The sequence below is a fragment of the Sphingomonas arabinosi genome (genome assembly GCF_036663715.1).
Taxonomy (GTDB): Bacteria; Pseudomonadota; Alphaproteobacteria; order Sphingomonadales; family Sphingomonadaceae; genus Sphingomonas.
Map to the genome: position 1 here is coordinate 209,779 of NZ_JAXOJN010000002.1, position 14,260 is coordinate 224,038.

Consider the following 14,260-nt stretch of genomic DNA (forward strand, 5'->3'; position numbering starts at 1 on the left):
GGCGCTAATCCGTCATTATGTGGTTTCCCGGCAACGGTTGACGTTGTATCACGGCAACGATGATCGCTTCCACGACGCTATCTGTGGATGATGACGAGCCTGGTTCGGGGTTCGCCGTAACGCCCGCCGTTGAGATGCTGGTGCTGGCCGTGGCCATCGCTACGGCCTTGGCGAGCTATTTCGTCATCGTCGGCAGCGACGCTCCGCAGCGTCTGATCCCGCCTCTGCTGGTTGCTTTCCTGCTCGTAGCCAATCTGGTGCCGGGTATCGCCTTGCTGATGCTGCTCGGGCGACGGATCGCGATGCGGCGCGCGGCGCGGTCGCCGGTCGGCGGCGGTGGCCGGTTGCATGTCCGGTTGGTGGCGCTGTTCTCGATCGTCGCGGCGGTACCGATGCTGCTCGTCACGATCTTTGCGTCGCTGTTGTTCCAGTACGGCGTCCAGTTCTGGTATTCGGACCAGGCGCGCGGGATGCTCGAAAACGCGACGTCGCTCGCCCAATCGTCCTACGCGCGTCAGCTCAACCGCTGGCAGGAGGCGACGGTGACGATGGCCGGCGACATGTCGGGCTATCTTCGCGAACGTGCGCTGCAAAGCCCGGACTTTCCCGGTTGGTTCCTGCAACAGGTCTATTTCCGCAGCCTGTCGGAAGCGGCCTTGTTCAAGGTCTCGTCGGAGAACGAGATCCAGACCCTAGCCGTCGTCGATCCCTACAAGATCGATTTCGCGCGACAGGTCACGCCGCAGACGATCGCCAGGCTCCGCGCGGGGCAGTCCGCCGTCGTTACCGTAACGGGCGACCGGATTCAGACGATCACGCTGCTGCCCGGCTCCGACGAGCTGTTCCTGTACGCGGGCCGCGTTGAAGACACGAAGCAGATGTCGGAGCAGACGGCGCGCGCTAGCGAGGTGCTGACCAGCTACCGTTCGTTGCTGGCGCGCGCGCGAAGCCTTCAGTTGCGCTTCAATGCGGCCCTGCTTGCGATCTCGCTGTTGATCGTCGGCATTGCGGTCTGGATCGCACTGGCGGTTGCCGACCGTTTGGTGCGCCCGGTCGGTGAATTGGTCGATGCGGCACGGCGCGTCGCGGCCGGCGACCTGACCGCACGTGTCCCCGATCCGCGGAGCCGCGACGAGGTCGGCACGCTCGCGAACGCGTTTAACCAGATGACCGGGCGGCTGCAGGAACAAAATACCGAACTCGTTACCGCGAACAGCCAGCTGGAAAACCGGCGTGCGCTGATCGAAGCGGTGATGGCGGGGGTTTCTGCAGGCGTTATCGCGACGGGGCGCGAGCGGACGATCACGATTGCGAACGACTCGGCGACGGCGTTACTGGGGACTGACGCCGGCGGACTGGTCGGACGCCGGCTCGCCGATGTTGCGCCTGAACTTGATGCGATAATCGACGACGGCGGCCGTGAAGCGATCGTCGAAGTCGGGCAGGGGGGCGACGCGCGGACCCTGGCGGTCCGCATCGCGCGTCCAGCAACGGGACCGATCCTGACGTTCGATGACATTACCCAACAACTGCTCGATCAACGCCGCGCGGCATGGTCCGACGTCGCACGCCGGATCGCGCATGAGATCAAAAACCCGTTGACGCCCATCCAGCTTGCGGCGGAGCGGTTGCAACGCCGCTATGGCGGCAAGATCGAGGCGCAGGACGGCACGTTCTCGCGGCTTACCGACACGATCATTCGGCAGGTTGGCGATCTTCGGCGCATGGTCGATGAGTTCTCGTCGTTTGCGCGAATGCCCAAGCCGGTATTCCGCGAGGAATCGCTAGTTGATGCGGCTCGTCAGGCGTTGTTTTTGCACGAAGTGGCGCATCCGGCCATCAGCTTTCAGCTGGTCAACGACGATCCTGGGCTTACGCTTGTATGCGACCGACGGCAGATTGGGCAGGCGCTCACGAACATCGTTAAGAACGCCGTCGAAGCTATTGAAACGCGGTCCGAACCCGGTGGATCGGTGACCATGATCTTATCCCGGGATCAAGGGCGTAGCGTCAGCATCCAGGTGGCCGATACGGGTATCGGCCTGCCCGTTGATCGTGATCGTATCGTCGAGCCCTATGTGACGACGCGCGCGCGCGGCACCGGTCTCGGGCTTGCCATCGTCAAGAAGATCATTGAGGAGCATTGTGGAACGATTGGGTTTTCCGATCGACCGGGCGGTGGCACTGTTGTCACCATGATCTTCGACGCCAAGGCGCTGGCCGCGCTCGACCAGAGGGCATCGCCACCCGAGTTGGCAGGGGAGGGCCAACTCCCCATGATGACTCGCAACCGGACATGATTTGATGGCGCTCGATATTCTCGTAGTAGACGACGAACGTGACATTCGCGAACTGGTAGCCGGCGTCCTGGAGGACGAGGGCTATGATACTCGCGACGCCGGCGACAGCGATACTGCGCTTGAGGCAATCGCTGCACGGCGCCCGTCGCTAGTGCTGCTCGACGTCTGGCTCCAGGGGTCGCGGCTCGACGGGCTAGAGTTGCTCGACGAGATCAAGCGTCGCGATCCGTCGATCCCGGTGCTGGTGATCTCGGGGCATGGCAATCTGGATACCGCAGTGGCCGCGATCCGGCGGGGCGCGTCCGACTTCATCGAAAAGCCGTTCGAGGCCGAGCGACTGTTGCTCATGGTCGCGCGCGCGACCGAAACCGAACGCCTCCGCCGAGAGGTCGCGTCGTTGCGCGCTACGGTCGGCCGCGAGACCGATCTGACGGGTAGTTCCGGCTCGATCAACGGCGTGCGCGCGACCCTCAAGCGCGTTGCCGCGACCGGCAGCCGTGTGTTGATTATGGGCGGGGCGGGTGTCGGCAAAGAGGTCGCTGCCCGGCTGCTTCATGGCTGGAGCCTTCGCACGGACGCGCCGTTCATCATCGTGAGCGCGGCGCGGATGACGCCCGAGCGGGTCGACGAGGAACTGTTTGGGGTCGAGGAGGCGGGCGATCTCGTCCGTCCCGGCCTGTTCGAGCAGGCACATGGCGGCACGTTGTTCCTCGACGAGATCGCCGACATGCCGATCACGACGCAAGCGCGGATCTTGCGTGCGCTGACCGATCAGAGTTTTACGCGCGTCGGCGGTACGCGCGTCGTGAAGGTCGACGTCCGCGTCGTCTCGGCGACGGCGCGCGACCTCGTGTTTGAGATTGCCGAGGGGCGCTTTCGCGAAGACCTGTATTACCGCCTCAACGTCGTCCCCGTGACGATCCCGCCGCTGTCTGATCGCCGCGAGGACATCCCCGCGCTGGTCCAGCATTTCATCGCGCATTACGCGTCCGAACGCCGCGTGCCGACGCCCGAGATCGCACCCGATGCGATGGTCGCGTTGCAATCCTATGACTGGCCCGGCAACGTCCGCCAGTTGCGCAACGTCGTCGAGCGGACGATCATCCTTGCGCCTGGCGATCGCATCGGCCGGATCGACATCGACCTGTTGCCCGCCGAAGTGCTCGGCGATCAGGGCGACATGGGGGCGGCGGGCGGCACCGCGATCATGGGATCGCCGCTGCGGGAGGCGCGCGAGACATTCGAGCGCGAATATCTCCGCGTCCAGATCCGGCGCTTCTCGGGCAATATCTCCCGCACCGCCAGCTTCATCGGCATGGAGCGATCGGCACTCCACCGCAAACTCAAGCTGCTCGGCATCACCGAAACACGCGACGAATAAGGCGCCGCAATTTCGCCGCCCTCTGGAACTACGGGGGTGTCGATCATAGATCAGTACCGTACCTGGTAATCGGGTGCATCTCCGACGCTGGGAAACAGCGCCTTGCGGGCAAAGTCCCGCCAAAAACAAAGGGTTATCCCATTGGCCGATAAACCAGGCTCGCTTCAGGACCTCTTCCTGAACGCACTCCGGCGCTCCAAGACGCCGGTCACGATGTTCCTTGTCAAGGGCGTGAAGCTCCAGGGCATCGTCACATGGTTCGATAATTTTTCCGTACTGCTCCGCCGTGATGGCCAGTCGCAGCTGATCTACAAGCACGCGATCTCGACGATCATGCCCGCCGGCCCGATGGACGTGTCGGCGATCGTCGACGCGGTCGGAGAGAACCAGAAGAAGCACCCGTTGTTGCAGGACATTTTCCTGAACGCAGTGCGCAAGTCCGAAGACAGCGTGACGATGTTCCTGATCAACGGCGTCATGCTGCAGGGCCAGATCGCCGGCTTCGACCTGTTCTGCATGCTGCTTCAGCGCGAGGGCATGGCACAGCTCGTCTACAAGCACGCGGTCTCGACGATCCAGCCGGCGCGCCCGCTGAACCTCGCCGAGGAACCCACCGATACGGATGATGTGGATGACGCAGATGATGCGGACAACGGCGATTGAGTAGCGGTTTCGAACGCGACCGGGACGAGTTCGCGCGCGGTGCGCGTGCGATCGTCGTCCTTCCCGATCAGGGCGACGCTTCGCGCGACGTCGATGCACGCCTTGAGGAGACCGCGGGCCTTGCGGCCGCAATCGGCGTCGAGGTTGTCGAACGGATCGCCTACCGCGTCCGCCAGCCCAAGCCGGCCACGCTCATCGGCAGCGGCCAGGTGGAGATGCTTGCGGCGCAGGTTCGGATGGAGGGGGCGGGGCTCGTCGTGTTCGACGCGAGCCTCAGCCCGATCCAGCAGCGCAATCTCGAAAAGGCGCTAGAAACCAAGGTCATCGATCGCACCGGCCTGATCCTCGAGATCTTCGGCGAGCGTGCGGCGACCGCCGAGGGGCGCTTGCAGGTCGAACTGGCGCATCTCGATTATCAGGCGGGCAGGCTGGTCCGCAGCTGGACCCATCTCGAACGCCAGCGCGGTGGCTTCGGCTTCCTCGGCGGTCCGGGTGAGACCCAGATCGAAGCGGATCGCCGCCTGATCCGCGACCGTATGGCTCGGCTCAAGCGCGAGCTCGAGCAGGTCAGCCGTACGCGGGGGCTTCACCGCGAGCGGCGCCAGCGTGCGCCGTGGCCGGTGATCGCGCTGGTCGGCTATACCAATGCGGGCAAGTCGACGCTTTTCAACCGGCTTACGGGCGCCGACGTGATGGCAGAGGACCTGCTGTTCGCGACGCTGGATCCGACGCTGCGGCAGATCCAGTTACCCGGCATCGACAAGGCTATCCTGTCCGACACGGTGGGGTTCGTCTCGGATCTGCCGACCCAGCTGGTCGCCGCGTTCAAGGCGACGCTGGAGGAGGTCGTGTCCGCCGATCTGCTCGTCCACATCCGTGATATCGCGCATCCAGATACCGAGGCGCAGCGGACGGACGTCGAAACCGTGCTGGCCGAGATCGGCGTGGATGAGAACACGCCGCGTTTCGAGGTCTGGAACAAGCTCGATCTGCTCGATGCCGATACGCATGACGAGATCGCCGCGCAGGCTGCGCACCGCGACGATGTCGTCGCGATTTCGGCGCTGAGCGGGGAAGGGGTGGACGAACTGATCCACCAGGTCGCCGCCAAGCTGACCGGCGCGCATCGCCGGTACAGCATCACGCTCGATGCAACCGACGGTGCGGGTGCGGCGTGGCTGCATGCGCACGGCGAGGTGCTCGGCAGCTTGGACGACGAACTCGAGACGACCTACGACGTGCGACTGTCAGAAAGCGACTACGACCGGTTCATCCGCCGCGACGCTTGACCGCCTGCCACAGGGCTTCCTTCTGATCGAGGTTGATGGCGGCGAATGCGTCGCCGCCATCAACCTCGATCGCCCGAAAGCGCGCCTCGAATTTGGCATTGCCCGCGCGTAACGCGGCTTCGGGATCGACACCGAGATGGCGGACCCAGTTCGTCACCGCGAAGAGCAGGTCGCCGATCTCTTCTGCCACGGTATCCGAGCCGGCTTCGCGAACCTCTTCGATTTCCTCGAAAACCTTCGCAAGCGGCCCCGCTGCATCGGGCCAGTCGAACCCCACGCGCGCTGCACGCTTCTGCAATTTCTCGGCACGCGACAAGGCGGGCAGGCCGATCGCGACGCCGGCCAACGCGCTGGGATCGGACTTCTCCGCACGTTCGCCGGCCTTGATCGTTTCCCATCCGGGCGACGTCACCGCATCGCCGAAGATGTGCGGGTGGCGGCGCTCCATCTTGTCGCTGATCGCGGCGACGACGTCGGCCAGCGTGAACGCACCCGATTCCTCGGCGATACGGCTGTGGAACACGACCTGGAGCAACAGGTCGCCAAGTTCGTCCTTGAGATCGGCGGGGTCGTCGCGGGCGATCGCGTCGGCAACTTCATACGCTTCTTCGATCGTGTACGGCGCGATCGTCGACCAGGTCTGCACCCGATCCCATTCGCATCCGTCGACCGGATCACGCAGCCGCGCCATGATGGAAGTGAGGCGTTCGATCATAGGGGGCACCTGTAAATTGGCATCAGTCCGCTGCCTATCAAAAGATCGATAATATACATTATGTAAAATCTATTCTTGGATCGGGGTCAGGATGAGCGTGGCGTTCTCGACCTGCCACGATCCCAGCTTCGATAGAAAGTTCATGCCGATGACGTCGGTGTCCCCGAACGACGGCGCCGTGACGATCCCAAGATCGGTCGCGGTGATCGTGCCGATCGTGATGCGCTTGGCCGTTGCGGTCCGCGCCGACACGTCGCCGTTTGCGGTCGAGATGATCACCGGGAACGGGCTTTCGTCGCTATCGAGTCCCGCAGCCTTCGCAGTGGCCGTCGACAGCGCGGTCGTCGTCGCACCGCTGTCGATCAGCATGCGCCGGCGTATGCCGTCGATATCGACATCGGCCCAGAAATGCCCGTCCTCGGCCATGCGTATCCGCGTTTCGGTACCGCTGACCTGCTGGTCTGCGAACAGGGTCTTCAGTCCCGACAGCCGGTCCCGCTGGCTCGCGATCAGCAAAGCCACGACAAAGATCGCGACCCAGGCCAGGGCCATTTTCAGCACGGGTTTCAGCGGCAACCGGCGCGCTACCAGCGCGGACAGCGGCAGGACCAGCATGACAGCGTACAGCGCGAACTGGGCTGCGCGGTCGCCGGTCATGCGATGAGGACTAGCCCGTCATAGCCCGGCTCGACGCCAGCCGGGAGTTCATGCCGCAGCGTCGCGTAATCCATGGTATTGTCCATGTGAATCAACGCGGTGCGCTTTGGCGTCAGGCGTTCCACCCAGTTCAGAACGGCCGGCAATTCCATGTGTGTCGGATGTGGTCGGCGGCGGAGAGCGTCGACGACCCAGATGTCCAGATCCTGATACAGGCTGGCCATGTCATCGGTCATCACGTTGAAATCGGTTGCATATCCGATCGACACACCGCCCGCGTCGAACCGCAGGCCAGCGGCGTGGATGCTGCCGTGCGGCTGGTCGGTGACGCGGATGTCGATGCCACCGATCGTCAGTCGGTCCGGCAATATCTCGCCCGCTATCGTCGGCGGATAGCCGGGGCGACCGTGAAAGGCATAGGTGAACCGCGCGTCCAGCGCCGCGAGCGTGAACGGCCGCGCATAGCCACGGACCGGCGTACCGGTCGCATGGAAGAGTTGCCGCACGTCGTCGATGCCGTGGCAGTGATCGGCATGGTCGTGCGTCCAGAGTATCGCGTCGACCCGGTCGATCTCAGCCGCCAGCAACTGCTCGCGCATGTCGGGGCTGGTGTCGATCAGGATCCGGGTGCCGTCATGCTCGACCAGAGCGGACGCACGCGTGCGCCGGTTGCGCGGCTCGGTGGGGTCGCAGTCGCCCCAGTCGTTGCCGATCCGCGGCACGCCGGAGGATGTGCCGGAGCCGAGGATCGTGATCTTCATGCGACCGCCCCGGACACCCGCGTCTTGGCGAACAGCGCGTGGAAATTCTCCGCGGTACGTCGCGACAATTCCTCGACATTTTCCCCGCGCAGATCGGCGAGGAACTGCGCGGTGTCGGCGACGAAGCCGGGTTCACCGGTCTTGCCCCGGTGCGGCACCGGGGCGAGGAACGGCGCGTCGGTCTCGATCAGCAACCGCTCGATCGGCAGGCGCGCGGCAGTCTCCTGGAGATCACGCGCGTTCTTGAACGTGACGATCCCGGAGATCGAGATATAAAGGCCCAAGTCCAACGCCTTGTCGGCGAAAGCTCCGCTTGCCGTGAAGCAATGGATGACGCCGGGATAGGCCCCCTTCCCCATTTCTTCGGCCATGATCGCGGCGGTATCGTCCTCGGCATCACGGGTGTGGACGACGATCGGCAAGCCAGTCTCGCGTGACGCGGCGATGTGCGCGCGGAAACTCGCCTGCTGACGGGCGCGATCGGAGGTGTCGCGGAAATAGTCGAGGCCGCTTTCGCCGAGGCCGACGACCCGAGGATGCCGTGCCCGCTCGATCAGCTTGGCCGCATCGACGTTGGGATAGGTATCCGCCTCGTTGGGATGGATGCCGATCGTCGCCCAGACGTCCGGCTCGCGCTCGGCGGTGGCGACGATATCATCCCACTCGCTCTCCCGTGTCGAGATGTTGAGCATCGCCGTGACGCCACGCGCACGGGCGCGGTCGAGCACCGCCTGCTGGTCCTCGACGAGGCCCTTGTAGTTCAGGTGGCAGTGGCTGTCGGCGAGCATCAGGCCTCCGCGGGCAGTTCGAGACGCGGGAAGACGGGCGAAGGCGGTGCGATCCGGAAGTCGGAGGCAGCGATCCGATCGTACCAGCCGTCATCGTCGATCGCCGCGTGATCGCGTTCCGTCGCGCCGATCTGGTCGAGCACTTTGCCCGCGGACTCCGGCACGACCGGCAGGATCGCGATCGCGAGCATGCGGATCGCGCGGACCAGCGTGCGCAACACCGCGTTCATCCGCTCGGGATCGGTCTTGCGGAGAGCCCAGGGCGCCTGCGCATCGATATACTGGTTGCAGGCGAACACGCCGCGCATCCACGCCTCGATCCCTTGCGACAGCGCGAGATCGGTAAAGCCCGACTTGAACCCGGCGCAGGCCACGACGACCTCCTCGATCAGCTCACCGTCGGCATCCTGAACCGTACCGGCCGTGGGAAACTCGCCGCCCAAGTTTTTGGCGATGAACGATAACGTCCGCTGCGCGAGGTTGCCGAAGCTGTTCGCAAGCTCGGCGTTGACGCGTGTCACGATCGCCTCGGGGGAGTAGCTGCCGTCCTGGCCGAAGCTCACCTCGCGCAGGAAGAAATAACGCAGCGCATCGACGCCGAACGCATCGGCCAGCGCCATCGGATCGACAACGTTGCCGACCGACTTCGACATCTTCTCGCCGCGCGTCAGGAGGAAACCGTGGCCGAACACGCTCTTGGGCAGCGGGATGCCGGCTGACATCAAGAATGCCGGCCAATAGACTGCGTGGAAGCGGACGATGTCCTTGCCGATCAGATGGATATCCGCGGGCCAGTATTTCGCCTTGTCGCCGGTCATGTCGGGGTAGCCGATCCCCGTCAGGTAATTGGTGAGCGCATCGACCCACACATACATGACGTGTCCGGGGCTGCCCGGCACCGGAACGCCCCAGTCGAAGCTGGTGCGCGAGACCGACAGATCCTTGAGTCCTCCCTCGACGAAGCGCATCACTTCGTTGCGGCGGCTTTCGGGACGGATGAAATCGGGATTGGCCGCGAAGAGATCGAGCAACGGTTGCTGATATCTGGACAGGCGGAAGAACCAGGTCTCCTCGGCGGTCCACTCGACTGGCGTGCCTTGTGGCGAGCGGCGATCGTCGCCCTCCCCGGTCAGTTCGGACTCGTCGTAGAACGCCTCGTCGCGGACCGAATACCAGCCCTCGTAGCGGTCGAGATACAGGTCGCCCGCATCCGCCATCGCCTGCCAGATCGCGGCGCTGGCGGCGTAATGATCCTCGTCCACCGTGCGGATGAAGCGGTCATACGAGATGCCAAGACGATCCGCCATCTCGTGGAAATACGACGACATTTCGTTGGACAGGTCACGCACGGGCATGTCGCGGTCGCGCGCGGCTTGGACCATCTTGAGGCCATGCTCGTCGGTGCCGGTCTGGAACAGCACGTCGCGTCCCGCCTGACGCTGGAAGCGGGCGATCGAGTCGGCGGCGATCATCTCGTACGCATGGCCGATATGCGGACGGCCATTGGGATAGTGGATCGCGGTGGTGATATAGAAAGGATCGGCCATGCCGCGCTCCTAGAGCATCACCCCGATCAGGTGAAGCCTGTGCGGGCCGATCAACGGCGTAATGTCGCGACGATCCCCGCCATCTCGAACACCGTGGCCTGCGCATCGAGCGACAGGCCGATCGCCGCACCCGCGAGCTCGCGTGCCGCAGCGTGCGCATCGAGCGCGGATCGCAGCGCCGACCCCGAACGGATCCGTGCGGCGTCGGCAATAAACGCAGGCGCGCGGTCGAGGAACGCTTCGTAGCGCGGTTGCGCGGCCTTGAGCCCGAGCGCCTTGGCGAGCTTCAACCGGCGTCCGTTATCCCGGTCGCCGTCCTGCGCAATCGCGGCGATAGCATCGTCGATCGCCGCGATGTCGAGCCCGGCATAGCGCAGCGCGCGGCCGGGCGCCCCGCCGCTTGCCCGCACCAGCGCCGCGACCTCGCCCTCGTCGGCATCAGGCTGCAACGTCCGGATCGCGGTCGCGACCTCGTCGTCCGAGAGTGCCTCGAACCGCAACAACCGACACCGCGACCGGATCGTCGGCAGCAACCGGCCCGGCGCATGGCTGACGAGCAGGAAGATCGTCCCAGCCGGCGGTTCCTCGAGGTTCTTGAGCAGCGCATTCGCCCCGCCCCGCTCCAGATCGTCGATCGCGTCGATCACCACGACGCGCCGCGGGCTCATCGACGGCGTGGTCGCAAAGAGCGGTTGCAGCGTCCGCACCTGCGCGATCGTGATGCTGCGCGCGAGATCCTGGTCGGGCTTGTCGGGATCCTTCGGCAACCGTGCGAGCACGCGAAAATCGGGATGCGACCCCGCCTCCATCAGCGACCGCGTCCTGTTCCCCTCGGGGACCTCCAGCCCGGTCGACCCGCTATCCGGGTCGGCCGCATCCGCCAGCATCCGCATTGCGGCAGCGCGTGCGAAGCTTGCCTTGCCGACGCCCTGCGGCCCGGCGATCAGCCACGCGTGATGCAACGAACCGCCGCGCATCGCCGCTATAAAGGCGGCCTGCGCGGCGGTGTTGCCGATGATCGGCATCATGCCTGCAACGCCGTCGGCGCCGAAATCATCAGCCGAAGAAGCCGGTCAGCCCTGCCCATGCGCGACCGAAGAAGCCGGCCTCGGCGACGTCCTTCTCGGCGACCAGCGGCATGGTCTGCTGGAGCCCGTCGGATGTCGTCACGACGAGATCGGCGATATGCTGGCCGGCCTTGATCGGCGCCTTGATCGGGCCGTCATACACGACCTTCGCGGTCAGATTGGGCGAGGTGCCCGCGGGCAGTGTCACGGTCAGAGCCTTGGGCGCTACCAGCCCGACCGAGGACGAATCGCCGAGCTGGACCGAGGCGGTTTCGACCTTCTTGCCCTTCGCCACTATCGGCTTGGACTGCCACGCGCGAAAGCCCCATTCCATGAAGCGTACCGATTCCTCGGCGCGCTGGCCCGAGCTGGTCAGGCCGGCGACGACCATCACCAGGCGGCGGCCATTCTGCACGGCGGATCCGGTGAAGCCATAGCCGGCCTCCTCGGTATGCCCGGTCTTCAGACCATCTGCGCCGGCGACGCGGCCGAGGATGGGGTCGCGGTTCGCCTGGGTAATGGCGCTGCCGCCCATCGTCTTGCCCCAGGTGAAATCGCGCTTCGAATAGAATTGCTTGTAGAGATCGGGATAGTTGGTGATCGTCGCCGCGGCGAGCTTGGCCAGATCATGCGCGGTGACATAGGTGACGCCGTTGTCGGGCCAGCCGTTCGCGGTACCGAAATGGCTGTCCTTGAGGCCGAGTTCGGCGGCCTTGCGGTTCATCCGCTCGGTGAACGCCTGCTCGGACCCGGAAATGCCCTCGGCGAGCACGATGCACGCGTCGTTGCCCGACAGCGTGACGATCCCGTACAGGAGGTTGGCGACGCTGACGTTCTCACCCGATGACAGAAACATCGTCGAACCTGCTGCCGGCCCGTGCCATTTCGCCCAGGTCTCGGGCCGCACTGTCATCATCTGGTCGAGCTTCAACTCGCCCTTCTTGACCATGTCGAACGCGACATAGACCGTCATCATCTTTGCGAGCGATGCCGGCGGCATGCGGCGGTCCGCGTCGCGCGCGAACAGCACCGCGCCCGACGAGAGATCCTCCATATAGGCGATCGGCGCAGCAGTCTGGAATTGCGGCGCGGCAGCGATGGACGGGTGCGCCAGCGCGATGGCGACGAGCGGGGCGACGATCAGCTTCTTCATGGGGTATTCCGTGAGCAAAAGGGAACTCAATCCGTAGGCAGGACCTGTGCATCGTCATAGCCGCGCTCGGCGACCGCGTCACGCGCGCGTTGCAGGCTGGCGGCATCTTTGAACGGGCCGATGCGAACGCGGTACAGGCCACCGCCCTTGACGATCTTGACATTGAGGCGCTTCGCCAGCGCCTCGGCGCGCCCCTCGTTCGAGAAGGTTGCGACCTGGAGCACGTAGCGCCGTCCGGGCGCGAAGGCTGGAACGGGTTCGTGCGTCGGCGCCGTGTCGATGCTATAGGCTTGCGTATAGGTCGGGGTCCGGACCCCGACGGCCTTCCCGGCGCGCAGCAGCGAGGCGTCGCGGGCACTCGGCACGATCGAGCGGATACGGACGGTTGCGATCTGCTGACGATCGGTGCCTAACAGATGCGCCGCGGCACGCGAGAGATCGATCATCCGGTCCCGCCGGCCGGGCCCGCGGTCGTTGATCCGGACCAGAATCGACCGGCCGGTCTCGACCGACGTCACTTCGACGAACGACCCTAGCGGTAAGGTGCGATGCGCGGCGGTCATCGCGCCGGGATCGAACGCTTCGCCCGACGCCGTACGGCCTCCGGACAATTCCTCGCCATACCAACTGGCTAGCCCGGTATCCTTGTAGCTGCCGTAAAGGCTGCCACCGGCCGGGAATACCGCGCCGACGCTTTCGCGCGAATTGCTGCAGGCCGCCAGCGCGAACGCCAGGGCGATGGTCCTAGCGCTCGACCGCATCGGCCAGCAACCCGACCGAGAGCGCGTAGAAGTTGGAGCAGTTGTAATCGAGGATCACGCGATAGTTGCTGGTGAGCAGATAAGCGGTGGCGCCCTGCCCGTCCGGTTCGAGCAACGTCGCCATCACGCTATCGGCGGGCAAGCTTCGGCCCTGCGGTGTGACGCCGAGCGCGCGCCACTCGGCGATCGTCCGCCAGCCGCTATGCCGCTCGAACACGCGAGGGCAGCGCGGTGACACCAGCCGGTTGCGGACCTGCGACCGGTCGAGGCGAGCCGGCACGTTGACAGCAACGCCCCAAGGCTGACCTGCGCGCCAGCCGGCGTCGGTGAAGTAATTGCCGATCGAAGCGAGCGTATCGGCCGGGCTGTTCCAGATATCGGCGCGGCCGTCGCCGTCGCCGTCGCGCGCCAGGCGAAGATAGATCGACGGCAGGAATTGGGGATTGCCGGTCGCCCCTGCCCAGCTGCCCTTCAATTGGTCGCGCGTGACGCCGCGATCAAGCATTTTCAGGCCGGCGATGAACTCGCCTGCGAACAGCGATCGGCGGCGCCCTTCATAGGCGAGGCTGGCGAGCGAGCGGAGGAGGTCGAAATTGCCGGTATAGCTCCCGTAATTCGTCTCATGCCCCCAGATCGCGACCATGATCGATTCCGGAACGCCGGTCTCTCGCTCGATCCGCTGCAGCCTGGAGCGCTGCGCCAGATAGGTCTGCCGGCCACGCGCTATCCGCGCCGTATCGACATGCTGTGCCTTGTAGGGCGCGAAAGCCGGGATCGCGCTCGGGTTGGTCGAACCCGGTTGCGCGCGATCAAGCTCGATCACCCGCGTGTTGAGAGTGAGCGTCGGGAAGACCGCGTTCGCAGTGCGCGCACTGACGCCTTCCGCGAGCGCCTGCTGACGCAGCACGCTCATGTACGATTGAAACCCTGCGTCGTCCTGCGCCGCCGCTGGTGCGCTACCGCACAGCATGGCGATCGTGCCGAATACGCCGTTACGCAGCCAAACTGCTGCTCGTGATGCCCCACCCATGGCGAGGATGTGCCACAGACGCCGACCAACCGGAACCTCGCGTCGTCGCACAGTTGGCACGCACAGACGCGCGAACGGTGTAGGATGGGCATTCGCGACTTCCGGCTAGCGAACTACCCGGTCGCTTACTTCGACGATTTCGGCAAAG

13 protein-coding genes are annotated in these 14,260 nt (G+C 65.1%); 4 read left to right on the top strand and 9 right to left on the bottom strand.

The genetic code is table 11. The annotated features are described in order from the left end of the window. Positions 1-59: 59 nt before the first annotated feature. From U1708_RS03930 to hflX, 4 genes are all read left to right on the top strand, one after another. Complete coding sequence (locus U1708_RS03930; RefSeq protein WP_332742954.1) at positions 60-2,300, top strand: sensor histidine kinase; 2,241 nt, start codon at positions 60-62, stop codon at positions 2,298-2,300. A gap of 4 nt (positions 2,301-2,304) precedes the next feature. Further along, complete coding sequence (ntrX, locus tag U1708_RS03935) at positions 2,305-3,681, top strand: nitrogen assimilation response regulator NtrX (RefSeq protein ID WP_332742956.1); 1,377 nt, start codon at positions 2,305-2,307, stop codon at positions 3,679-3,681. Between the two features lie 87 nt (positions 3,682-3,768). After that, a complete protein-coding gene (gene hfq, locus U1708_RS03940; RefSeq protein WP_443029962.1) occupies positions 3,769-4,344 on the top strand; it encodes an RNA chaperone Hfq in 576 nt (191 codons plus the stop codon). Then, entirely contained in the window at positions 4,341-5,633 is a 1,293-nt protein-coding gene (hflX, locus tag U1708_RS03945; protein WP_332742960.1) for a GTPase HflX, read from the top strand. The genes hfq and hflX overlap by 4 nt, the downstream gene beginning before the upstream one ends. Here hflX and mazG read toward each other — a convergent pair. The 9 genes from mazG to U1708_RS03990 all read right to left on the bottom strand — a co-directional run bounded on the left by mazG (position 5,614) and on the right by U1708_RS03990 (position 14,052). After that, a complete protein-coding gene (gene mazG, locus U1708_RS03950; protein ID WP_332742962.1) occupies positions 5,614-6,348 on the bottom strand; it encodes a nucleoside triphosphate pyrophosphohydrolase in 735 nt (244 codons plus the stop codon). The two genes, hflX and mazG, sit on opposite strands and share 20 nt — an antisense overlap. Positions 6,349-6,417: 69 nt before the next feature. Beyond that, entirely contained in the window at positions 6,418-7,005 is a 588-nt protein-coding gene (locus U1708_RS03955; protein ID WP_332742964.1) for a retropepsin-like aspartic protease family protein, read from the bottom strand. Beyond that, complete coding sequence (locus U1708_RS03960; protein WP_332742966.1) at positions 7,002-7,766, bottom strand: MBL fold metallo-hydrolase; 765 nt, start codon at positions 7,764-7,766, stop codon at positions 7,002-7,004. Before U1708_RS03960 ends, U1708_RS03955 begins: the two co-directional genes overlap by 4 nt. After that, entirely contained in the window at positions 7,763-8,554 is a 792-nt protein-coding gene (locus tag U1708_RS03965) for a TatD family hydrolase (RefSeq protein ID WP_332742968.1), read from the bottom strand. Before U1708_RS03965 ends, U1708_RS03960 begins: the two co-directional genes overlap by 4 nt. Further along, the gene (metG, locus tag U1708_RS03970) at positions 8,554-10,101 is read right to left on the bottom strand and encodes a methionine--tRNA ligase (RefSeq protein WP_332742969.1); all 1,548 of its coding nucleotides are present in this window, start codon (positions 10,099-10,101) and stop codon (positions 8,554-8,556) included. The genes U1708_RS03965 and metG overlap by 1 nt, the downstream gene beginning before the upstream one ends. Positions 10,102-10,151: 50 nt before the next feature. Further along, entirely contained in the window at positions 10,152-11,129 is a 978-nt protein-coding gene (locus U1708_RS03975) for a DNA polymerase III delta subunit-related protein (protein ID WP_332742971.1), read from the bottom strand. Between the two features lie 28 nt (positions 11,130-11,157). Then, complete coding sequence (locus tag U1708_RS03980; RefSeq protein WP_332742973.1) at positions 11,158-12,321, bottom strand: D-alanyl-D-alanine carboxypeptidase family protein; 1,164 nt, start codon at positions 12,319-12,321, stop codon at positions 11,158-11,160. Positions 12,322-12,347: 26 nt separating this feature from the next. Next, on the bottom strand, positions 12,348-13,082 hold the full coding sequence (locus U1708_RS03985; protein ID WP_332742975.1) for a septal ring lytic transglycosylase RlpA family protein: 735 nt from the start codon (positions 13,080-13,082) through the stop codon (positions 12,348-12,350). After that, entirely contained in the window at positions 13,066-14,052 is a 987-nt protein-coding gene (locus U1708_RS03990; protein ID WP_332743567.1) for a lytic murein transglycosylase, read from the bottom strand. The genes U1708_RS03985 and U1708_RS03990 overlap by 17 nt, the downstream gene beginning before the upstream one ends. Positions 14,053-14,260 lie beyond the last annotated feature (208 nt).

What these genes read in the sequence shown, in the direction of transcription:
- U1708_RS03930 (WP_332742954.1), top strand. Translation starts at nt 60, where the DNA reads ATGATCGCTTCCACGACGCTATCTGTGGATGATGACGAGCCTGGTTCG.
- ntrX (WP_332742956.1), top strand. Translation starts at nt 2,305, where the DNA reads ATGGCGCTCGATATTCTCGTAGTAGACGACGAACGTGACATTCGCGAA.
- mazG (WP_332742962.1), bottom strand. Translation starts at nt 6,348, where the DNA reads ATGATCGAACGCCTCACTTCCATCATGGCGCGGCTGCGTGATCCGGTC.
- U1708_RS03955 (WP_332742964.1), bottom strand. Translation starts at nt 7,005, where the DNA reads ATGACCGGCGACCGCGCAGCCCAGTTCGCGCTGTACGCTGTCATGCTG.
- U1708_RS03960 (WP_332742966.1), bottom strand. Translation starts at nt 7,766, where the DNA reads ATGAAGATCACGATCCTCGGCTCCGGCACATCCTCCGGCGTGCCGCGG.
- U1708_RS03965 (WP_332742968.1), bottom strand. Translation starts at nt 8,554, where the DNA reads ATGCTCGCCGACAGCCACTGCCACCTGAACTACAAGGGCCTCGTCGAG.
- metG (WP_332742969.1), bottom strand. Translation starts at nt 10,101, where the DNA reads ATGGCCGATCCTTTCTATATCACCACCGCGATCCACTATCCCAATGGC.
- U1708_RS03975 (WP_332742971.1), bottom strand. Translation starts at nt 11,129, where the DNA reads ATGATGCCGATCATCGGCAACACCGCCGCGCAGGCCGCCTTTATAGCG.
- U1708_RS03980 (WP_332742973.1), bottom strand. Translation starts at nt 12,321, where the DNA reads ATGAAGAAGCTGATCGTCGCCCCGCTCGTCGCCATCGCGCTGGCGCAC.
- U1708_RS03985 (WP_332742975.1), bottom strand. Translation starts at nt 13,082, where the DNA reads ATGCGGTCGAGCGCTAGGACCATCGCCCTGGCGTTCGCGCTGGCGGCC.
- U1708_RS03990 (WP_332743567.1), bottom strand. Translation starts at nt 14,052, where the DNA reads ATGCTGTGCGGTAGCGCACCAGCGGCGGCGCAGGACGACGCAGGGTTT.